This is a genomic window from Marinomonas arctica, assembly GCF_003259225.1.
In the GTDB taxonomy this organism is placed as follows: domain Bacteria; phylum Pseudomonadota; class Gammaproteobacteria; order Pseudomonadales; family Marinomonadaceae; genus Marinomonas; species Marinomonas arctica.
This window is the reverse complement of the sequence record NZ_QHJF01000010.1, coordinates 79,500-101,977: the sequence shown is the minus strand read 5'-3', so window position 1 is coordinate 101,977 and position 22,478 is coordinate 79,500. Positions and strand designations below refer to the sequence as shown.

Genomic DNA, 22,478 nt, shown 5'->3' with positions numbered 1-22,478 from the left:
ATTTTTGTTTTATTAAGCGTTTGGTGATACTGGAATATCTTCAAGATTATCAAGCACTAACCATTCTGCCAGTTTCGTGCGCAACTCATCGACACCATCACCACTTAAAGAAGAAAAAGTCTGTACTGAACCATCAACGCCCAATGTTTTAATCACACGCTGTACAGCCAACATGGTCGATTTAGCTGGCCCACGTTTTAACTTATCAGACTTAGTTAATAACACATGCACTTTCATGCGGTTAGATTTCGCCCAGTCGAGCATCATTTCATCAAACTCTTTCAGTGGATGACGAATATCCATCACCAATACCACGCCCGCTAATGAACGACGATTCATCAAGTAGTCTTGCATGTGCGCTTGCCATACTTTTTTCATGGCTATCGGCACTTTCGCAAAACCATAACCAGGAAGGTCAATAAGACGACGATCATCAACATTAAGCCCAAAACAGTTAATCAACTGTGTTCGACCGGGCGTCTTAGACGTACGCGCCAACTTACGTTGATTCGTTAAGGTATTTAAGGCGGTAGATTTCCCCGCATTCGAGCGTCCTGCGAATGCCACTTCGACACCTTGGTCTAAAGGACATTGAGAAAGTTTTTCAGCACTTTTAATAAAATGTGCGGATTGGAAAGTAGAGTCAAAAGGGGTCATAAGTTGATATTCATCAGTAGATTCGAATTGGCATTTAGGTTTATTTCATTTGCTGTATATAATGCCAGCAAACACGATGATATGCCATGTTGTTCAAAGCAAAAGGAGACGTGTGTAAATTTCATGTAAACTTACTGGAAAATCAGCGCGCTAGAGCCCTGATAGAATCGTATTCTGCTGAAATTCTGTGCATCATGTATGAATACCTTATAAATAGATATAACTAGGAGCACTCCATGATAAAGTTTTTGTCAGCACTGATCTTTTCTTTACTGATTCCTCTCTCTGCATCAGCTGCGGAATACAGTGATGGTAATGGTTATACAACCATCAAAACCCCTGTGAGAACCAGTGATCCAAATAAAATCGAAGTCACCGAAATCTTTTGGTATGGCTGCCCACACTGCTACAGCCTAGAGCCTCTTGTGCAAGCATGGAAAAAAGACTTGCCAAGCGATGTTGACTTCAAATACTTGCCTGCTGTCTTTGGACGTGGCTGGTTAGCACACGCAAAAGCCTTTTATGTCGCTGATCTCCTTGGTATGGAAGATAAAATTCGTGCGGACCTGTTTAATGCTATCCATGTTGAGCGCCGTAATCTAAACTCAGAAGACGCGTTGGCACGCTTTTTTGCCGACTACGGTGTTAACGAAGATGACTTCCGTAAACAGTATGACTCTTTTGCCGTCAACAGTCGCCTAAGCCAAGCCGATGCAAAAATACGTGCCTACGGCGCACGTGGCGTTCCAGGCATTATTGTCAATGGTAAGTATTTAGTCAGTGCAGAAAGCGCCAATGGCAATGAAAACATTTTTAAAGTGGTTGACTTCTTAATCGAGCAAGAACGTCAAAAATAGTAGGACATAAGGCAATATGACGGAATCATCCAGTGACAAACTGATTGAAGTGTTACGCAAAGCGGTTTCTAGAACCAGTATGCTGGCTGAAGGAAACGACCCAAAACTTGATTCCGTCGTACGCCAAATACGGCAAGCCATTACCAAAGGCGCCAATGCTGAAGAGATACAAGAGGTTCTTAACAATGCAGAGCCTCTATTAATTCAAAGCGACGAGGCATTAGCAAACCGAGCCAGACAAATTCGAATCGCCTTAGAAGAACTTATCAACCTCCTTGAAAGGCAAGAAAGTAAACGCGTCCCCCAAAACGAAAAGAAGCAACTCGAAGCGCAAATACGTTTACATTGGCAGTCTTCTTCGCAATGGCCTCAGCTGTTAAAAGGCTTTCTTACTCTAGCAGAAAACACCCTCAATCAAGCTGAAGTCGATCCCGCACGCAGTTCGTTTTTTAAACGCTTATTCAATCGAAACCGTAGCACAAGCGACTCACAAAAAAATGATCAAGACATCATGATGCAAATTAGCCATACTTTGGCAGGCCTCATGAACAATTTATCCCTGCCTAGTCATTACGACGAAGACGTTGTCGACTTAAAAAAAGCCCTACTCGGCAATAATAATTTACAGCAACTACCGACCTTGCTGGACGAAGTTATCAGCCTGATTATGATTGCGATTGGCAAAAACCAAGAAAGTCTGACCAATTACCTTAATCAACTCAATAAGCAACTGGCGAGCATCAACGAATCTATTTCCAGCAGCTACTTTTCACAGAAATCCTTATCGGAAAGCCGTGAAGGATTTAGTTCAACGCTACAAAAACAAGTGAACGACACATCTAAAGCTGTCAACAGTGCCGATGATCTTGATAGCCTGAAAAACATTATTAATGACAGATTATCGACCATTTCTAACACCATGACGGAATACAAAACCCAAATGGTCGAGCAAGAAAAGCATGCCACCCAGTCCATCACATTACTTAAAAATAAAGTCACCCGGATGGAAAAAGACACGGTATCCTTGCGCTCGTTATTACAAGAAAAACTGGCCCAAGCGATGACAGACACCCTAACAGACTTACCGAACCGTACGGCCTACCAAGACACCATTTTGCCCTTGTGCAAAGTCACACAGAAAACCCAAAAATCACTTTGTTTGGCCGTTTGTGACATTGACCATTTTAAAAAAGTGAATGACACGTGGGGGCATCTAGCGGGCGACAAAGTCCTTAGGCTGGTACCAAAACAAATACGCAGTGTTCTTCACAAGGCTGATATGATATTTCGTTATGGTGGTGAGGAGTTCGTTATTATCTTTCCCAACACCACGCTCGCTCAAGCCATAGAACGCGCAGACGCCATCCGCCTTGCGGTTGCCAAGGCCCCTTTTAATATGCAAGGTGAACCCATTTCTATCTCCGTATCAATAGGTGTGGCGGAATTACATACTCACGAAGAACCAGAATCCTTGTTCTCAAGAGCCGACAAACAGCTCTATTTAGCGAAAGAAGCCGGACGAAATAAAGTCATGGCACATAAATAATACGGATAAAATAAAGCAGTACCCGTGCCTTGCCGACGCGGTTACAATAACCGCTTAAATAAAGAATATGGCGCATGATAACGCCAGTAGGATGAAGTAGTTTATGCAAGACGATCAGAAAAAAACCACTGACTTTGGCTTTAAAGAAATTCCGACAGATGAAAAAGTAAAAGCGGTCGCACAAGTTTTTCACTCCGTAGCCGCAAAATACGACATCATGAACGACTTGATGTCCGGTGGTATCCATCGCCTCTGGAAACGTCATACTATTAGTCAATCTGGTGTCCGCGCTGGGCATTGCGTTCTTGATATCGCTGGCGGAACGGGGGATTTAACACTTAAATTTTCTCGTCTTGTAGGCACACAAGGTCAGGTTATTCTCGCTGATATCAACGACTCTATGCTAAAAGTCGGTCGTGATAAGCTTGCTAACCAAGGTGTGGTCGGTAACGTTAAATTTGTCCAAGCCAATGCCGAGGCGCTGCCATTTCCTGACGATACGTTTGACTGCATTACCATTGCCTTTGGTTTACGCAATGTGACGGATAAATCCAAAGCACTCGCCTCTATGTACCGTGTATTAAAGCCAGGTGGACGTTTATTGGTGCTTGAATTTTCTAAGCCTGAATCCGAACTTTTATCACAAGTCTACGATCAATACTCTTTCCGTTTGCTACCAGCCATGGGTAAGTTGATCGCTAATGACGCAGACAGTTACCGCTATCTTGCTGAGTCCATTCGCATGCATCCGGACCAAGAAACGCTAAAAAGCATGATGGATGATGTTGGTTTTGAGCGTACCAGTTACCAAAACTTAACCGGCGGCATTGTTGCGCTTCATAAAGGATTTAAATTCTAGTTATGTTAACCAGTGTTTTTCGCTTATTGCGTATTGTATTTACCGTCGTTCGATTTCGCCTTGATGTCTTTATTCCTTTTGGTCTACTGCCTTGGTACGTTCGTTATACGCTTGGCGCTGTGTGCGCTATTGGCCGCAAACGCGCACAGCAAAATAGAGGTGAGCGACTGCGACTGGCGCTAGAGTCTCTGGGCCCTATTTTTGTGAAATTCGGACAAATTTTATCCACTAGGCGTGATTTACTGGATGACGACATTGCTGATGAACTGGCCAAGCTTCAGGACAAAGTGCCTGCTTTTCCGGGCCATGTCGCTCAAGCCATTATTGAAAGAGATTTAAAAGCCCCAGTTTCCGAACTGTTTGCTAAATTTTCAGCCACCCCATTAGCTTCCGCCTCCATTGCTCAGGTTCATACGGCGACGTTGCATTCCGGCGAAGAAGTGGTGGTGAAAGTCATTCGCCCTGATATCGAAAAAACCATTAGCAAAGACATTCGTTTGCTTTACACCTTAGCCCATCTTGTGGCGAATATGAGCGCCGATGGTCGTCGTTTACGACCAGTAGAGGTAGTAACCGACTACGAATACACGATTTTAGATGAGCTAGACCTTGCCAAAGAAGCTGGCAATACCGGTTTATTGCAGCGTAACTTTACTCACTCCGATCTGCTTTATGTGCCGCAAGTGTATTGGGATTTCAGTCATCGCAATGTCATGGTGATGGAACGTATTTCAGGCATTCCTGTTGCCGATATCGCGGCCCTGAACAAAGCCAATGTGGACATGAAATGCTTGGCGGAACGTGGTGTTGAAATATTTTTCACTCAAGTTTTCTCACACAGTTTCTTCCATGCTGATATGCATCCCGGTAATATTTTTGTTGACGTCAGTAACCCTAAGAAACCGAAATATATCGCCATTGATTGCGCGATCATGGGCAGCCTAGACGACGCTGATAAGAGCTACTTAGCACGAAATCTTCTGGCCTTTTTTCAGCGTGATTACCGCTTAGTCGCCGAACTGCATGTGGAAAGTGGCTGGGTACCAAAAGGCACTCCTGTACACGCCTTTGAATCGGCTATCCGCAGTGTATGTGAACCCATGTTTGCTAAACCACTGAAAGACATTTCTTTTGGCCAAGTGCTAATTGGCTTATTCCAAACAGCACGACGCTTTAACATGGAAGTACAACCGCAATTGGTTTTATTGGAAAAAACGTTATTGAACATAGAAGGTTTGGGGCGTCAACTGTACCCAGATTTGGATCTATGGGTAACGGCAAAGCCCTTCTTAGAAAAATGGATGAGTGAACAAATGGGGCCAAAACGTGTCATGGAAGAAGTGCGCAAACAAGCACCACAGTGGGCTGGCCAATTACCACAAATTCCTAACCTGATTTATACGGCATTGTCACAACTGTCTCATCAAGAAGAACGTATGCAGGCACAAACTCAAGCCATTGAGCAGCTTAGTAAGGAATTACAAAAAGGACGTAAAAATATCCCCTTTCGTTTATTGGGCATATTGAGTTTGGCAAGCGCTTGGATGGTGACAGACCCTGAGTCACTAGAACACTTACAAACCGCTGATATAGCTAGTCTAGGCTTATTTCTTGTGGGCCTTTACCTACTTGTCTTAAAACCGTAACATTCGAGAGATTATAATGAGATCCGATGTATTGGCTGAGTTAGCAGCCACTCTAGAACAACGTAAAACCGCCGCCGCAGATTCTTCTTATGTTGCTAGTCTACACGCAAAGGGATTAAATAAGATCCTAGAAAAGGTAGGCGAAGAAAGCATTGAAACCATCATTGCTGCGAAAGACGCTGTCATCTCTGGCGATAAGTCTGATTTGATTTATGAAACAGCAGATCTCTGGTTTCACACACTTGTCATGCTATCTCATTTGGATATTGGCCCAGAGGCGATATTGGATGAATTAGCACGTCGATTCAACTTGTCTGGCTTAGACGAAAAAGCCAATCGTAACAAATAAAAACGGGAGAAAAATATGTTCGGTGGAATCAGTATTTGGCAACTTTTGATCGTATTAGCCATCCTAATCCTTATCTTTGGCACCAAAAAACTTAAAAACCTTGGGTCAGACCTAGGCGGTGCCGTAAAAGGCTTTAAAGAAGCCGTTGATAAAGACGACAAAGCAGAAGATGACAAAGTCGCCCAGCACAAAGTGATTGATGCTGATGTCAAAAAAGACGATAAGAGCGCCTAAGCTGTGTTCGACATTGGCTTTTCTGAACTGCTGGTTGTTTTCGTCGTAGGCCTATTAGTACTCGGCCCCGAACGTTTGCCTCATGCCGCTAAAATGGCTGGGTTGTGGGTGCGTAAAATCAAGCGCAGCATTAATTCCGTACAAAGGGAAATTAATGCTCAGCTAGACCAAGAGGAACTGCAGCAAAAAATCAGTGAAACGAATCAACGCCTTTTAAAAGAGGAACGGGCGATTCAAAACACGATTTTACCCATGGCAACTCAAGAACCTGTTGCTGAGCATAAAGACGCTCAAGCGAACATCGAAGCAGAAAAAGCACCGTTATCAGATAAACCAAAAGCAGACAAAGCAACAGAGATCGATCAACCGGCCAGCCATACAGAGAAAACGCCTGAAACCACATCTCGCCCTTAACGGAACGAACTTTGACAAACTATACGCGGACATGTGACGCATTATGAGTACAGATTCTTCAAATCAAGCCCCATTGGTTGCTCATCTTCTCGAGCTTAGAAATCGTTTACTAAAATCGGTTTTAGCAATACTGATTTTATTTGTTGGTCTGTATGCGTTTGCCAACGACTTATACCTTATTGTGTCTGAACCATTACGACTTTTGCTACCTCCTGGCAGCTCATTAATAGCAACAGAAGTCGCTTCGCCTTTTTTAGCGCCTCTAAAGCTAACATTCTTTGTCGCTGTTTTGTTGTCCGTGCCTTACACCTTGTACCAAGCTTGGTCTTTTATTGCACCCGCCTTGTATAAGAACGAAAAACAAATTGCGATTCCTTTGCTCGTCTCCAGTATCTTCCTTTTTTATGCTGGCGTGTTGTTTGCTTATTATATTGTATTGCCATTGATTTTTGGCTTCTTCACTACCGTAGGGCCTGGTGAAGTCACTGTCATGACCGACATTAATAATTATTTAAATTTCGTTCTCAAACTCTTCTTTGCGTTTGGTGTGACATTTGAAATTCCTGTTGCCACCTACTTACTCATCAAAGCAGGTGTAACCACTGTCGCAGCGTTATCAAAAAAACGCCCTTATATTTTTCTAGGCTGTTTTGTTGTTGGCATGTTGATCACGCCTCCTGATATTTTCTCGCAAACCTTGCTCGCCATACCTATGTGGCTGTTGTTTGAATTGGGACTTTTGGCGGGGCGCACTGTTAAAGTGGTTGTTGATGGTAGCGAAGAGCAAAGCGAAAGCGCTCAGTCGACTCAGTAAAGCCTCACACTTACGCATCATTTTTTAGAGCACCTAGACTGAGTTTAGGTGCTCTTTTCTATATCACCGCCCTCTCTCAACAAAACGAGCCTTCATCGATTCATGCCAGAGTGCTATTGTGATGAATAACCCAACGTATATTGAGAGGCTTTTCCGCTATGCAGATAATAAATGCGAATGCTGTCAACCAAGTGTTGAGCTTTGAGACACTGATTCCTGCGATTGAAACAACATTCCAGCAGAGTTTTGGAATGCCACAAAGACAAATATACCCTTTGCCCGGCGGCTCGGCGGATAAGCATGATACGTTTGCGGTTCTTCCCGCTTGGACAGAAGAAGTATTGGGCGTAAAGTCCTTCACTCATTACCCAGAAAACCCAGACAAAGGACGCCTCACTGTCGCCGCCCAAGTGTTACTGTTTTCTCGACCAACTGGCGCACCGCTTGCCCTTGTCGATGGCACCAGTCTAACGTATTGGCGAACCGCGGCTGTATCGGCTCTGGCTGCAAGCTATATGGCAAAGAAAGATGCCTGCACACTGCTCTTGTTTGGCACTGGAGAATTAGCGCCTTATATGGCACTCGCCCATGCCAGTGTTCGACCACTTCATACCATTTATGTTCATGGTCGCTCAGAAGAGAAAATGCGCAAGGTACAACAACAAATCAAACGTATTCGCCCTGACCTTAACGTAGAGGTGTGTGTGCATTACGAAGAGGTGATTACTGGCGTCGATATCATCAGTTGCGCCACTGGCAGCCCAACCCCCTTATTTAAAAGCGCTTCTCTTGCCGCTGGCACTCATATAGATCTAGTGGGTAATCACCATCGGCACTGTCGAGAATGCGACTCCGCTACCGTTAAAATGTCACATGTCATTGTCGATAGCCTCTTGAATGTATTAAACGAAGCGGGGGATATTTTAATCCCACTGGAGGAGGCCTGCATCAAGGAAGATCACCTTCAAGGTGAACTTGCGCAGCTGTGTAATGGGACAATAAAAGGTCGACTCAACAACAGCCAAACCACTTTATTTAAGTCGGTTGGCACTGCCCTTGCCGATGTGGCCAGTGCCTATCATGTTTACCAGTTACTGAATCGTCCGTAAATCAATCAAATATAAGGCTTAGTCAAGCATAAAGGTAACAGGGCCATCATTGGTAAAAGAGACTTTCATGTCGGCCCCAAAGCGCCCTGTTTCAACCTTGCTGTATTGAGCACGCACTTTATTCACAAAGTCATTAAACAAGCGCTCTCCCTCTTCTGGAATAGCAGCCGTCGAAAAGCCAGGACGCAAACCTTTCTTGGTGTCAGCCGCTAAGGTAAATTGCGATACCAACAAGACACCACCAGAGACTTGCTGAACATTTAAGTTCATTTTGCCCTCTTCATCACTAAACATACGGTACTTCAACAATTTATCAGCCAGCCTTTGAGTGTCCGTCTCGGTATCACCTTTCTCAATACCGACCAATACTAGCTGACCATGATCAATTGCGCCGATGATGTCACCATCAACAACAACGCTCGCCTTTAACGCTCGCTGTACCAAGACTTTCATCCCTATCTCCCTTTACTTACTAATACTTACCCAGCTAAATAAAACACCTGACTTTAACAAAGTTTAGAAAAAACAAAAGCGCCCGAAGGCGCTTCTGTCGCTCACGAATTCATTTGCATGAATTCATTTGCTGCTGCTCTTTGTAAAGGGTACTTTCATACCTTTTCAAAAATCGCTATCACTTACGACCAGCGCGTTTACGCTCGTTTTCAGTCAATAGTTTTTTACGAATACGAATACTGACTGGCGTCACTTCTACCAACTCGTCGTCTTCGATAAACTCAAGTGCTTGTTCAAGCGTGTGACGAATCGGTGGCGTCAAGGTCAAAGCTTCATCCGTACCAGAGGCACGCATGTTCGTTAACTGCTTACCCTTAACTGGGTTAACCGTTAAGTCATTATCGCGTGAATGAAGACCGATAACCTGACCTTCGTATACTTCAACCGCGTGACCCAAGAACAAACGACCACGGCTTTGTAGGTTAAACAAAGCAAACGCGGCTGTTTTACCCGTCACCATGCTGACCAACACACCGTTCTGACGGCCACCCACATCACCGTCTTTTACCGGACCGTAATGATCAAATACGCTGGTCATGATACCAGAGCCAGAAGTGAGTGTTAGGAACAAACCACGGAAACCGATTAGACCACGAGAAGGCGCCATGAATTCAAGACGCACACGGCCTTTTCCATCGGGTTCCATGTTGGTCAATTCCGCTTTACGCAAACCAAGCTCTTCCATGATAGAACCTTGATGCTGCTCTTCAACGTCGATAACGACACGCTCAAAAGGTTCTTGGATTTTGCCATCGACTTCTTTTTGAACCACTTCAGGACGGGAAACCCCCATCTCAAAGCCTTCACGACGCATGTTTTCAATCAATACGGAAAGATGCAACTCGCCACGACCAGATACAATAAATTTATCCGGTGTTTCGCCTTGGCGAACACGCAATGCTACGTTGTGAATAAGCTCTCGATCAAGACGATCTGCAATATTACGAGTGGTAATAAATTTACCTTCTTTACCCGCAAAAGGAGAATCGTTGACCATGAAGGTCATGCTAACCGTCGGCTCATCCACTGACAAGGCTGGCAATGCTTCCACACAATCAGGATTACACAAGGTATCAGAGATACTTAGGCCATCAATACCCGTGATACAAACGATATCACCTGCACCGGCTTTATCGGTATCAACACGTGCTAGACCATGATAGCCCTTCACGTTTAGTACTTTACCTTTACGCTCTTTACCATCGGCAGACTTAACAACAACCTGCTGGTTTGGAGACAAACTACCACGTGTGATACGGCCGATACCGATAACGCCTACATAAGCATCGTAATCCAATGCAGAAATCTGCATTTGGAACATACCATCTGGGTCAACATCTGGCACAGGCACACTGTCTACAATCATTTGGTACAGCGGTGTCATGTCTTCTGCCATGTTCTCTGGATCATTACCAGAAATACCATTGATAGCAGACGCGTAAATCACAGGGAAATCTAACTGCTCTTCTGTTGCACCAAGGCTGTCGAACAAATCAAATACTTGATCCATAACCCAATCAGGACGAGCACCTGGACGGTCAATTTTGTTGATAACAACGATAGGACGAAGGCCACGCTCAAACGCTTTTGACGTTACAAAACGCGTTTGTGGCATTGGGCCATCAACGGCGTCAACCAACAAAAGTACAGAGTCAACCATAGACAATACACGCTCAACCTCACCACCAAAATCGGCGTGTCCAGGTGTGTCTACGATATTAATACGGTAGTCGTGCCACATGATTGACGTGTTTTTCGCCAAAATAGTAATACCACGTTCTTTTTCTTGGTCGTTAGAATCCATGATTCGTTCAGAACCTTGATCTTTACGATCCAATGTGCCAGATTGGCTTAATAGCTGATCAACCAAGGTTGTTTTACCATGGTCAACGTGGGCAATAATAGCTACGTTACGTAACTTATTGATATCATTAGACATTTATAGTTCTCTGCGTTTAGCGTGAGCAAAAAGATGTAACGCCGCTTGATACGAACAGGTATGCCCTTCAAGCGTCTCGAATCTTGGTGCGGGGTAAAATTCGCGCAATTATACTCTTATATTGATCAATATCCCATTAAAGTGACAAAAAAAGTCCTCTAAATAATTCAATAGAGCGATAATACACATGCGTATATAAACCATAACATTTTTTTACTACACAAATGCTACCGTTTGTAAGAGTGTTAAATTCAGGGCAAATAGACCCCTACGTTTCCGTGCCCTTTGCCTAATAAATAAGACGCTTGCATTCGACTCATAACACCTTTGCCACAATACAATAAATGCGTCACCTCTCGCTCTAAATCGCTCCAGCTAGATTCTAAGGCAAAGAAGGGGATGGCTTTAACAGGCCGACCACTGACTTTTAGTGGACGATTACTTACTTCGTCTGGGTGGCGAATATCAATAATGACTTCGTCACCAACCGGCATGCGGACCACAGGCACATCACCTTGATATTGTTTTGCCACATCGTCCATTACATTCTGGATGGATACAATGCTTGCATTCGCTATGGCCTGTTCCAAAACCTCAAAGTTAAAATTGGCTTCTTGCTTTTCAACACGATGCATTTTTGCTCGTGTCGTTGGTTTTACAGAAATAACACCACAGAATTCCGGCATACTGGCCGCAAAAGGAGCCGTACCAATCTCAATCGCCTTATCAATTATTTCCTGCTTATTCGTGGTAATCAAAGGACGTAACACCAATTCTTCCGTCACTTGATCAATCACTTTTAAGTTCATTAGCGTTTGGCTAGATACCTGAGCCACACTTTCCCCCGTGACTAGGGCTTTCGCCCCCACCTCTTTCATTAACTGAGAAGCAGCACGTAACATCATGCGTTTTAAAATAACGCCCATTTCGGAATTGTCGACTTTGGTTAAGATTTCACCGACAACCGCTTCAAAAGGTACGGTAATGAATTTCACATTTAATGCCGAGCCGTATTTTTCCCAAATAAAATTGGATACTTGCTTAACACCTATTTCGTGGGCATCGCCACCGAGATTAAAAAAACAAAAATGCGTCTTCAAACCACGGCTCATGGTCAAATAAGAGCTCACTGTTGAGTCATAACCACCTGACATCAATGATAACACAGGGTCTTGGGAGCCAAGTGGGTATCCTCCAAGACCTTTAACTCGCTGTTCAATCATCCACACTCGATTGTCTCGAATATCAATAGGCACCAATACTTCAGGATCTTTTAAGCGTACTGCCAGAGCGCCACAACGAGCTCTCAAGCAACCACCAATGTATCGTTCCGCATCAATGGAAGTAAAATCATGCTGACCAACACGCTTTACGCGAACCGCAAACACAGCCCCTTTAATGACATCCCCATAAGAAGCAGCCGCTTGCTCGACAATATCATCAAGATCTGTCAGCGGGAATTCGCGAACATATTGAAAATGCGCGATGCCAGCAATGTTGGACAGTGCCTGGATAAAATCTTCTCGTCGCTCCTCCCTATCTGAAAACACCTCAATAAAGTCCCAATTACCCGAAACAATCACATCAGAGTCATATTTTTTAAGCACCAACTTAATGTTGTGCTTAAGCTGCTTAATAAACGCTTTTCTAACAGGACGACTTTTGATAGTGATTTCTGCAAAGAACTTAACAATAAATTTCATAGGAGATGCAATTCATACCGGAGATTATAAAGACAGACGAATATTATAAAGAAAAGCGTCTCGATACGAAAACACCAAAAACGCACCAACAATGAACAAAGACACACCTTATCGCACCAAAATAATACATTATGACTTTTTTAAAGCCCTTTTTTGGCAACCAATAAGTGCACTGAAAAATTTAAAATGGTTATCCTATTGTAATATAAGGGTTTATTAGACCGCACAAAATTCTGGCACAAGTTATGCTTTATATTCGACAAATGGCGCTTTATATTGAAGCACTCTATAAACGAAAAGTAATTTCGCTTTCACTACGACTGGAGAACAATTATGTCAAACAAGACCCTTGCCTTGATTGCTGAGCATGACGCGAAGTGGGTTGACCTTCGCTTTACCGATTTTAAAGGTAAAGAACAACACGTAACTATTCCAGCTATTACGGTAGATGAAGAGTTTTTTGAAAACGGTCAGATGTTTGATGGTTCTTCCATTACTGGCTGGAAAGGCATTAACGAATCCGACATGATCATGTCTCCTCAAGATGATACCGCTGTTATCGACCCTTTCACTGAAGAATCAACGGTTATCGTTCGTTGTAACATCATTGAACCTTCTACCATGCAAGGTTATGACCGCGACCCTCGTTCTGTTGCCCTTCGCGCAGAAGAGTTCCTTAAGTCAACAGGTCTTGGCGACACAGCATTCTTCGGTCCAGAGCCAGAATTCTTCATTTTTGATGATGTAAAATGGAAAACTGACATGTCAGGTTGTTCTGTAGAGATCAACTCTGAAGAAGCCGCTTGGTCTTCTAACAAGAAATTTGAAGGCGGCAACATGGGCCACCGTCCTTTCGTAAAAGGCGGCTATTTCCCAGTACCACCAGTTGATTCTCATCACGATCTTCGTGGCGCTATGTGTAACGCTATGGAAAGTATGGGTCTTGTTATTGAAGTACACCACCACGAAGTGGCAACGGCTGGACAAAACGAAATCGGTGTTAAATTTAACACTCTCGTTAAAAAAGCCGACGAAGTTCAAATCCTTAAGTACTGCGTACACAACGTAGCTCACGCTTACGGAAAAACAGCGACTTTCATGCCAAAACCAATCGTTGGCGATAACGGTTCTGGTATGCACGTTCACCAATCTTTCTGGAAAGATGGCCAAAACCAATTTGCTGGCGACCAATACGCTGGCCTATCTGAAATGGCGCTTTATTACATCGGCGGTATCATCAAGCACGCTAAAGCGTTGAACGCGTTCACTAACGCTTCAACGAACTCTTACAAGCGTCTTGTGCCTCACTTCGAAGCACCAGTTATGCTAGCTTACTCAGCTCGCAACCGTTCAGCGTCTATCCGTATCCCATACGTTGCGAGCCCTAAAGGCAAACGTATTGAAGCGCGTTTCCCTGATCCAACCGCTAACCCATACCTAGCATTCGCTGCTATGTTGATGGCTGGTATTGATGGTATCAAAAACAAGATTCACCCTGGCGATGCAGCAGACAAAGACTTGTATGACCTACCAGCAGAAGAAGCATTGGCGATTCCTACTGTGGCAAGCAGCTTGGAAGAAGCACTTAAATGTCTAGACGAAGGCCGTGCATTCCTAACACAAGGCGGTGTATTCTCTGACGACATGATTGATGCTTACATTGCTATGAAAACAGCAGAAGCTCGCCGTGTGTCTATGACAACTCACCCACTTGAGTTTGAATTGTACTACAGCGCGTAAGCTCAAAAGGCATCCGAATACCATAAAGCCTCGACCTCGTTCGAGGCTTTTTTTTGAGCATATTTCGGATTTTTTTTGCCCAAAAATAAACGCGACCATTCAAGTGCACTATAATGGTGCTATAAATTAATTTCTTTACATAAAAACCTTAACAAACAAGCCGTTTTATCATGCCCAATGTTGGTTCGTTTTTTGCAATTAATCTAGCGTATAGAAAAAGCAGACTTTAAATAGCAACAAAAATGCAGGAGTCAACAGATGAGGCACATACTGTGTATAGCTTATTAATCGACCATTTATCTACCGCCGTTATTCAGCTGAGCGACAAACTAGAGATTGAATATTTAAATCCTGCTGCTGAAATGTTACTTGCTGTCAGCCGTCGTCGAATTTATGGCAATGATTTAGGTGCGGCTTTTCGCGAAGACGAAGACAGCATTCAAGCGCTGTACGCTGCTATCAAATCAGGCCATCCATTTACTAAGCGTGAAGCAGAAATAGAATGTCATAACAATAAAAAGCTTTTTTGTGACTACACCGTCACACCGATCATGGGAACCTCTAACGATACAGAAAGCATCATCATAGAACTCTATCCTAGGGACAGGATGAAACGGATTTCGCAGGAAGACGAAATCATTGCCAACCATGAAACCAGTAAAGAGCTGGTCCGTGGACTCGCACATGAGATCAAAAACCCACTCGGAGGCATCCGTGGGGCGGCACAGTTAATCAGTCGCGCCTTCACCGACGAAGCATTGAACGATTACACACAGGTCATCATTGAAGAATCAGATCGTTTACGTGACCTTGTTGACCGACTCCTAGGGCCACGACAACTGCCGAAAAACAAACCTCTCAACATTCACAAAGTGATTGAACGCGTAAGACAGCTCATTTCGGTTGAAACCGATAACCAAGTTGAATTGATTCGAGATTATGACCCCAGCATTCCAGACTTAATTGGTGATGAATCTCAACTTATACAAGCTTTACTCAACATCACCAGAAACGCCATGCAAGCACTGATGGATGATGAAGATAACCGCCATAAAACCATTCATATGGTGACACGTGCATTACGCCAATTCACCATCGGCTCTAAACGTCATCGTTTGGTATGCAAAATCAGCATTATTGATAATGGCCCAGGTATTCCAGAAGCCATTCTCAAAACCCTCTTTTACCCCATGGTCAGCGGACGAGCCGATGGAACAGGCTTAGGGCTGTCTATCGCGCAATCCGTTATTCATCAGCACCATGGCATTATTGAATGCAACAGTTACCCGAAAAAAACCGAATTTAATATATTAATTCCCATTGAGACGACAGTCCAAGACCAGGAGAAACACTCATGACACCAGAAGAAACCGTATGGATTGTTGACGACGATCGCTCTATTCGCTGGGTACTAGAGAAAACGTTAGAACAAGAAGGGATTCAATGTCGCCTGTTTGATTCAGCTGAAAATCTTGTCAATATGATTGATAAAGAACAGCCAAGCGCCATTATCAGTGACATCCGTATGCCGGGTATGGATGGCTTAAAGCTGTTAGAAAAACTGCAAAAAGATCATCCCTATTTGCCTGTCATCATCATGACAGCACACTCTGATCTTGAAAGTGCCGTCGCTTCTTATCAAGGTGGGGCATTTGAATACTTACCTAAGCCATTTGATGTTGAAGAAGCCGTCAGTCTTGTTAAACGCGCTATGCTGCACCACCGTAATGCCAGACCTAGCACGGACAATATGGAAATTGAAGCCGAGCCGCAGGTAGACAAAGAAATTATCGGTGAAGCACCCGCTATGCAGGAAGTGTTTCGTGCTATCGGCCGACTCGCAAAATCGAATATTACTGTATTAATTAACGGTGAATCAGGAACAGGTAAGGAGCTCGTCGCACAGGCTTTGCACACCCACAGTCCTCGTTCTGCTAATCCTTTTATCGCTCTTAATATGGCGGCCATTCCACACGATTTAATTGAATCGGAATTATTTGGTCATGAAAAAGGCGCCTTCACAGGGGCAAATACACAACGTCGCGGTCGTTTCGAACAAGCCAACGGCGGCACTCTCTTTTTGGACGAAATTGGTGACATGCCGGCAGAAACGCAAACCCGCCTGCTGCGCGTCCTAGCGGATGGTGAATTTTATCGAGTGGGGGGTCACACTCCCGTTAAAGTGGATGTTCGAATCATCGCCGCCACCCACCAAAACCTAGAAAATCTGGTACAGAAAGGATCATTTCGTGAGGATTTGTTTCATCGCCTAAACGTCATTCGAATTCATTTACCTAAACTCGCAGAAAGACGCGAGGATATTCCCAAATTAGCCCGTCATTTCTTAAGTCGCGCCGCAGAAGAGCTAGCCGTTGAGCCAAAGCAGCTGACCAAAGAAACAGAAAACTATCTGACTCAACTTGACTGGCCTGGTAACGTTCGCCAATTAGAAAACACCTGCCGCTGGTTAATCGTTATGGCGTCTGGCCGTGAAGTTTTGGTGGAAGATTTGCCCCCTGAACTACTTGCCGCGGTTCCTCATGAACAACCTTTTGCTTCATGGGAAGAAGCGCTTAAAAACTGGGTAGATAACACCCTAGCCACAGGGCAAAAAGGCATTCTAGATCAAGCTGTACCAAAGTTTGAGCGAATTATGATCGAAACCGCTCTTGCCCATACTGGTGGACGCAGACGAGACGCCTCGTTGTTATTGGGTTGGGGACGCAACACCTTGACTCGAAAAATCAAGGAGCTAAACATTGACCACGCGGAACACGACGAAGATTAAAACATCCCGATGAAAAAAGTAATGCAGGTCAATCTATTCATGATTTGCCTGCATTATCTCCGTTTTCCACTATTTTGGACTTGCTTTTACCGACACAATCCCCTACTAATTAAAGACTATTAAATGATCACTAATAAACGGGAAAATGGTTATGTATCCAACACTTCAGTCCATGGGTATCACCAGCATACAGGACATTGAAAAATTTACTTTGCGTTACGAAGGCGGACACGACGTATTAAAAATTTATTACCGTCGTGAAAAAGGGTCTCTACTACCTAAAAGCAAAAAGTTTAAATTTGGTCGCTCAACCAAAACTGTTCTAGCCGATGGCGGTCAACAAACTTATCGACAAGTACAAGAACCGTCTCTCATTGTGTTACGTGCAATGGAAGAGCTAGAAAAGATTGTTGGCAAACAACATGAAAGCAAAGCCACTAAAGAAGATTTGATCAAAGAGTTGGAACATTTAGAAAAAGTGGTCAACAGCAAGATCGAAGAAATAAAGACAAAAATTCAAGCCATGGAATAATTTCCTGCTAATGTCTGCAGCTAGCATTTTCTTTTTTAGCTGGATTGCTTACTCAATCCAGCATCAAGAGAAAGTGCTTGCTAGCCCGACAGCAAAAATCCCGCTACAATCCTGCGTTCTGCAAAAGATCATTGTGTGATGTTTCGCGTGTGTTAGTGTCTCTAAAAATCCCTTATATAAAGTCGTTTGAGTCTGAATTTATGCATCTTGTTACCTCTACCTCTGAACTTGCTGACATTATCCGCAATGGCGGCGTCATTGCTTACCCAACAGAAGCAGTCTGGGGATTGGGTTGTGACCCTTTTAACGAAGCAGCGGTAAGACGTATTTTGACGTTAAAATCGCGTCCGGAAGAAAAAGGGCTAATCTTGATTGCTGGTGCACAAGAAGAGTTGACACCTTGGCTCGAGACCCTAGACGCTCATGCCGCACAGCGCCTGATCAGTGTGAACGACACACCCACGTCTTGGGTTGTGCCTGATACACATATTACACCCAGCTGGGTAAGAGGAGAGCATCAGAGTGTTGCTATTCGCCTTTCTCAACACCTACCTGTGCAACGCCTTTGTCAGGCGTTTCAAGGGGTAATCGTGTCGACTTCAGCGAACCCCGCAGGACTGGAGCCAGCCCTTAGCGCGGAAGAAGTACACGCCTATTTTGGGGATAAAATAGACGCCATTTATCATGCCCCTTTAGGCGGCGCATCAAAACCTTCTCAAGTGAGAGACATCCTAACAGACCAACTGTTTCGTGTTTAGCGATTAAAACGCACACTGTATTGGCTCATCCATACAGTTTCTGTGTAAAAACGCCTTTTTTATCCACAATTCAAATGATGAAACAAAAAAGCCATACGACATTCTTTGTGAATGAAGTATGGCCTTGTATGTAATCGCGATAACACCAAGTCTTTTGTTTTACCGTCTAGTGCCCACCCAAATAGGCTTCTCGCACTTCTGGGTTCACCAAAAGCTCGGCACCCGTACCTGTCATCTTAATCTCACCGTTCACCATAACGTAACCGCGATTCGCCAGTTTTAGGGCGTGGTTCGCATTTTGTTCGACCAGAAAGATCGTCATACCAGTACTGGCGACGTCTTTTAGGATCTGAAAAATCTGCTTCACGATAATCGGTGCGAGTCCTAAACTAGGCTCATCCAATAACAGCAATTTGGGTCGGCTCATTAATGCACGGGCAATCGCCAACATTTGTTGTTCGCCGCCGGACATGGTTGATGCCCTCTGATTGCGACGCTCTAACAAACGTGGAAACATCTCAAACATGCGCTGCATGTCCTTTTCCGCATGCTCCATACCTATCGGTATTGTCCCCATCAGCAAGTTCTCTTCTACCGACATACTGGGAAAAATACGGCGCCCTTCAGGGGATTGAGCCAAACCGTTGGACGCCACATAGTGGGCCGATTTTTGCGAAATATCTTCGCCGCGGTAAATAATTTCACCAGAAGAAATACGCGGCTGCCCAAAAATAGACATCAAAAGCGTCGACTTGCCCGCGCCATTTGCCCCAATCAAGGTGACTATTTCACCTTCATCGATCGTCAAAGACACCTTCTTTAATGCTTGAATTGGACCATAATGCACATCGACGTCTTTAAACTGCATTAAAGTAGTCATAGTGTCACCTCTTCATCTTCTTCTGCACCAAGATACGCCGCAATCACTTTAGGATTATTTTTGATTTCGTCAGGGCCTCCTTTGGCAATGACCTCACCATGATCCAATACGACGATGTAATCAGAAATATCCATGACCATGCCCATATCATGTTCAATGAGAAGTACCGTCGTGTTGTGTTGATCACGCAATACACGAATCATTTTTGTCAACGCTTCTGTTTCGGAAGGGTTCAGACCTGCGGCAGGCTCATCTAAGCAAACAATCTCTGGGTTCGTACACATAGCACGAGCAATCTCTAAACGGCGCTGCTGACCATAGGAAAGCTCTCCCGCCAAACGATTGGCGGATCCCACTAAATCAACCACTCCCAACCAGTAAAAAGCACGCTCTAGCGCTTCCTCTTCAGATTTTCGGTAGCCTTTCGTATTCAGAATCCCCGCGATCAGACTGCGATTGACGCGCATATGCTGAGCCACTAACAAATTTTCTACCACAGACATTTCTTTAAACAAGCGAATGTTTTGAAATGTCCGCGACAGACCCGCACGGTTTACCAAATGCGAGCCGCCAAACATCTTGTATTTAAGACGAGAAAAAAAGGCAACCGGAGAGAAAAAATCCGTCATCTGGAAAGGCTCGCCCAGTACTTTAATAATACTGGTCTCTTTGCCACCTGCAGACAAAATAATCTTGCCTCCCGTTGCTTTGTAAAAGCCCGTCAGACAGTTAAATACCGTGGTTTTGCCAGCGCCATTTGGACCAATAAGAGCAGATACCGATCCGCGCTTAATATTAAACGTCACATCATTCAGCGCCTTAATACCACCAAAATGCATCACCAAGTTTTCTACTGCTAAAACATTTTCTTGGCTCATTTCACTACCCCTTTTCTCGCAGCAAAACCAGTCCGCGTAACACGAACAATACCTCGAGGTTTCCAAATCATCATCACCACCATCAAAATACCGAACATCAAAACACGGTATTCTGCAAATTCCCTTAACATTTCAGGCAACACGGTCAAACAGAAAGCCGCTATCACTACCCCCAATGTGGACCCCATTCCGCCTAACACGACAATCGCTAAAATAAGTGCCGATTCAAAAAAGGTGAAAGAAGAAGGGTTAACAAAACCTTGGTAAGTGGCGAAAAACACACCCGCTAGGCCACCAGTGGAAGCACCTAGCATAAAAGCAGAAAGCTTCACTAATACGTGGTTCAAACCCAGTGAACGACACGCTATCTCGTCTTCGCGAAGCGCTTCCCAAGCACGGCCTATTGGCATTTTTACCAGACGATGTTTGATGAAGAGCACAGCCCATACGACAGCAAACAAGACGATATAAATAAACATATATCGATACGCAGAATCGTAGGGAATATTAAAGAACTCATGAAACGTGCTACCGTCTCTTGACCGGCGCGTAAACTCTAGCCCAAAAAAGGTTGGCATCGGTGCGGATACACCATTTGGACCGTGGGTGAAAGAAGCCCAGTTTGTTAACACTAAGCGAATAATTTCCCCGAAACCCAAGGTCACAATCGCCAAATAATCACCGTGCATACGCAACACGGGGAAACCCAATATCGCGCCGGCAATAGCCGCCATTAGGGCCGCTATTGGCAACATAGACCAAAAGCCCAGCCCTAGATTTTCATAACCCAATGCCAGACCATAAGCACCGATAGCATAAAAGCCCACAAAACCTAGGTCCAATAAGCCTGCAAGCCCAACGACTATGTTGAGACCCAAGCCAAGCAAGACGTAGATCAAACCTAGAATCACGACGGTTAACACATATTTTGAGGCGATGAATGGCACAAGCAAACCAATCGCTATCACCAGAGGAATAATCCACACCATTTTGGATTTATGCCCTGGTGGCAGCACCGTCGCACCATCATTGCTGTTGGCATAACGGAACGCCATGGCGATGCCTTTTTCTGTTTGAAAAAAGCTAGACATGGCAAAGCGCCCAATGATAACCACCAACACCATCCAAGCCACTTTGTCGAACTCAGCATTGAAGCTATAGCCATCCAACACCACACCGACAATCGGACCGAATAAAATCAAGGCCATAAAACCAGCGATTAAGGCATCGATACTACTTTTTTTAAAATTAATTCCGACAGATTGGCTCATTTATACTTTCTCCACTTCAGGTTTGCCGAGAAGGCCACTTGGGCGAATAATCAAAATGAGAACTAACAAAGAAAATGAGAAAACATCTTTGTAATCAGAACTAATTAACCCAGCAAACAAGGCCTCAGATAAACCCAGAATCAGTCCACCTAGCATGGCGCCAGGCAAAGAACCTATGCCGCCTAAAACCGCCGCAGTAAAAGCCTTAATGCCGATAATGAAGCCAATATAAAAATCGAACGCGCCATAGTCCAGCGTAATCAAAACACCAGCCAACGCTGCCATTGTGGCACCAATAACAAACACAGTTGAAATAATTTTATCGGTGTCGATGCCCAAAATTGAGGCCATTTTTCGATCTTGTTGAGTCGCACGACACATACGACCCAGTTTGGTTTTTTGAATAACGTAAGTCAGAATCCCCATGCCAGCAAAAGCGGCAATAAGAATAAAGACTTTCATGTAAGTAATCTGTACAAAGCCATCACCGACGTGAAAACGCAACGCGCCAGTCAACATAGTGGGAACACCCTGTTGATTTGCACCTTGGCTTAACTGTACATAATTTTGCAATATCAAAGACATACCGATTGCCGAGATCAATACGGCTAGGCGGCTGGAATTACGCAATGGACGATAAGCCACACGTTCAATCACCCACCCATAAGCACCCGTTACGACAATCGTTAAAAAGAGCGTGCCGATTATGACAACAAGAAAAGATTCAAAACCTAAAAAGGTTAACAAGGCACTGATCAGTGCAATAGCGATCGCAGTAATATAAGAAGACACCATGTAGACATCGCCATGGGCGAAGTTAATCATGCCGATAATGCCATACACCATGGTGTAACCGATCGCAATGAGCCCATAAACAGAGCCAAGGGTAAGACCGTTTACCAACTGCTGGAGAACGATATCCATCGTAAGACCTCGTGGGGATTTTTGAACAGGAAGAACATGTTTACCAACACAATCCTTGGTCAGTAAA

General features: G+C 44.2%; 22 protein-coding genes. 14 read left to right on the top strand and 8 right to left on the bottom strand.

What is annotated here, in order from left to right; genetic code table 11:
* Positions 1-12 precede the first annotated feature (12 nt).
* Positions 13-657: a ribosome biogenesis GTP-binding protein YihA/YsxC gene (gene yihA / locus DK187_RS07615; RefSeq protein ID WP_111606750.1), complete on the bottom strand. Its 645-nt coding sequence runs from the start codon at positions 655-657 to the stop codon at positions 13-15.
* Between the two features lie 236 nt (positions 658-893).
* On the opposite strand from yihA, the gene DK187_RS07610 reads away from it, so the two are divergent.
* From DK187_RS07610 to lhpI, 9 genes are all read left to right on the top strand, one after another.
* Complete coding sequence (locus tag DK187_RS07610) at positions 894-1,514, top strand: thiol:disulfide interchange protein DsbA/DsbL (protein WP_111606749.1); 621 nt, start codon at positions 894-896, stop codon at positions 1,512-1,514.
* A gap of 16 nt (positions 1,515-1,530) precedes the next feature.
* Positions 1,531-3,060 (top strand): GGDEF domain-containing protein, encoded by a 1,530-nt coding sequence (locus tag DK187_RS07605; RefSeq protein WP_111606748.1) that lies wholly within the window; start codon positions 1,531-1,533, stop codon positions 3,058-3,060.
* A gap of 103 nt (positions 3,061-3,163) precedes the next feature.
* Positions 3,164-3,919, top strand: a complete 756-nt coding sequence (gene ubiE / locus DK187_RS07600; protein WP_111606747.1) for a bifunctional demethylmenaquinone methyltransferase/2-methoxy-6-polyprenyl-1,4-benzoquinol methylase UbiE — start codon at positions 3,164-3,166, stop codon at positions 3,917-3,919.
* A gap of 2 nt (positions 3,920-3,921) precedes the next feature.
* Complete coding sequence (ubiB, locus tag DK187_RS07595; RefSeq protein WP_111606746.1) at positions 3,922-5,565, top strand: ubiquinone biosynthesis regulatory protein kinase UbiB; 1,644 nt, start codon at positions 3,922-3,924, stop codon at positions 5,563-5,565.
* Positions 5,566-5,581: 16 nt separating this feature from the next.
* A complete protein-coding gene (locus DK187_RS07590; RefSeq protein ID WP_111606745.1) occupies positions 5,582-5,914 on the top strand; it encodes a phosphoribosyl-ATP diphosphatase in 333 nt (110 codons plus the stop codon).
* A 15-nt stretch (positions 5,915-5,929) separates the two neighbouring features.
* Positions 5,930-6,148 (top strand): Sec-independent protein translocase subunit TatA, encoded by a 219-nt coding sequence (gene tatA / locus DK187_RS07585; protein WP_111606744.1) that lies wholly within the window; start codon positions 5,930-5,932, stop codon positions 6,146-6,148.
* Positions 6,149-6,151: 3 nt separating this feature from the next.
* Positions 6,152-6,562 carry a Sec-independent protein translocase protein TatB gene (gene tatB / locus DK187_RS07580; protein ID WP_111606743.1) on the top strand — a complete coding sequence of 137 codons (411 nt, stop codon included), beginning with the start codon at positions 6,152-6,154 and terminating at the stop codon, positions 6,560-6,562.
* Between the two features lie 43 nt (positions 6,563-6,605).
* Entirely contained in the window at positions 6,606-7,376 is a 771-nt protein-coding gene (gene tatC / locus DK187_RS07575) for a twin-arginine translocase subunit TatC (protein WP_111606742.1), read from the top strand.
* Positions 7,377-7,534: 158 nt separating this feature from the next.
* Positions 7,535-8,485, top strand: a complete 951-nt coding sequence (gene lhpI, locus DK187_RS07570; RefSeq protein ID WP_111606741.1) for a bifunctional Delta(1)-pyrroline-2-carboxylate/Delta(1)-piperideine-2-carboxylate reductase — start codon at positions 7,535-7,537, stop codon at positions 8,483-8,485.
* Positions 8,486-8,503: 18 nt separating this feature from the next.
* On the opposite strand, the gene dtd is transcribed toward lhpI, so the two are convergent.
* The 3 genes from dtd to thiI form a co-directional block, all read right to left on the bottom strand.
* Entirely contained in the window at positions 8,504-8,938 is a 435-nt protein-coding gene (gene dtd, locus DK187_RS07565; protein WP_111606740.1) for a D-aminoacyl-tRNA deacylase, read from the bottom strand.
* A 178-nt stretch (positions 8,939-9,116) separates the two neighbouring features.
* The gene (typA, locus tag DK187_RS07560) at positions 9,117-10,937 is read right to left on the bottom strand and encodes a translational GTPase TypA (protein ID WP_111606739.1); all 1,821 of its coding nucleotides are present in this window, start codon (positions 10,935-10,937) and stop codon (positions 9,117-9,119) included.
* Between the two features lie 251 nt (positions 10,938-11,188).
* The gene (gene thiI / locus DK187_RS07555; protein WP_111606738.1) at positions 11,189-12,640 is read right to left on the bottom strand and encodes a tRNA uracil 4-sulfurtransferase ThiI; all 1,452 of its coding nucleotides are present in this window, start codon (positions 12,638-12,640) and stop codon (positions 11,189-11,191) included.
* Between the two features lie 333 nt (positions 12,641-12,973).
* Between thiI and glnA the strand changes: the two genes are divergently transcribed.
* The 5 genes from glnA (at position 12,974) to tsaC (ending at position 18,458) form a co-directional block, all read left to right on the top strand.
* Complete coding sequence (gene glnA, locus DK187_RS07550; RefSeq protein WP_111606737.1) at positions 12,974-14,380, top strand: glutamate--ammonia ligase; 1,407 nt, start codon at positions 12,974-12,976, stop codon at positions 14,378-14,380.
* Between the two features lie 272 nt (positions 14,381-14,652).
* Positions 14,653-15,738: a nitrogen regulation protein NR(II) gene (gene glnL / locus DK187_RS07545; protein ID WP_111606842.1), complete on the top strand. Its 1,086-nt coding sequence runs from the start codon at positions 14,653-14,655 to the stop codon at positions 15,736-15,738.
* A complete protein-coding gene (gene ntrC / locus DK187_RS07540) occupies positions 15,735-17,168 on the top strand; it encodes a nitrogen regulation protein NR(I) (RefSeq protein WP_111606736.1) in 1,434 nt (477 codons plus the stop codon). Before glnL ends, ntrC begins: the two co-directional genes overlap by 4 nt.
* 151 nt (positions 17,169-17,319) lie before the next feature.
* On the top strand, positions 17,320-17,700 hold the full coding sequence (locus tag DK187_RS07535) for a DUF3461 family protein (protein WP_111606735.1): 381 nt from the start codon (positions 17,320-17,322) through the stop codon (positions 17,698-17,700).
* A gap of 200 nt (positions 17,701-17,900) precedes the next feature.
* A complete protein-coding gene (gene tsaC, locus DK187_RS07530) occupies positions 17,901-18,458 on the top strand; it encodes an L-threonylcarbamoyladenylate synthase type 1 TsaC (protein ID WP_111606734.1) in 558 nt (185 codons plus the stop codon).
* Positions 18,459-18,624: 166 nt separating this feature from the next.
* On the opposite strand, the gene DK187_RS07525 is transcribed toward tsaC, so the two are convergent.
* The 4 genes from DK187_RS07525 to DK187_RS07510 are packed head-to-tail and all read right to left on the bottom strand — an operon-like array spanning position 18,625 to position 22,411.
* On the bottom strand, positions 18,625-19,338 hold the full coding sequence (locus DK187_RS07525) for an ABC transporter ATP-binding protein (protein ID WP_111606733.1): 714 nt from the start codon (positions 19,336-19,338) through the stop codon (positions 18,625-18,627).
* Positions 19,335-20,216 carry an ABC transporter ATP-binding protein gene (locus DK187_RS07520; protein ID WP_111606732.1) on the bottom strand — a complete coding sequence of 294 codons (882 nt, stop codon included), beginning with the start codon at positions 20,214-20,216 and terminating at the stop codon, positions 19,335-19,337. Before DK187_RS07520 ends, DK187_RS07525 begins: the two co-directional genes overlap by 4 nt.
* Positions 20,213-21,487, bottom strand: coding sequence for a high-affinity branched-chain amino acid ABC transporter permease LivM (livM, locus tag DK187_RS07515; protein ID WP_111606731.1), 1,275 nt, complete (start codon positions 21,485-21,487; stop codon positions 20,213-20,215). The genes DK187_RS07520 and livM overlap by 4 nt, the downstream gene beginning before the upstream one ends.
* On the bottom strand, positions 21,488-22,411 hold the full coding sequence (locus DK187_RS07510; RefSeq protein WP_111606730.1) for an ABC transporter permease subunit: 924 nt from the start codon (positions 22,409-22,411) through the stop codon (positions 21,488-21,490). It lies immediately after the preceding gene.
* Positions 22,412-22,478 lie beyond the last annotated feature (67 nt).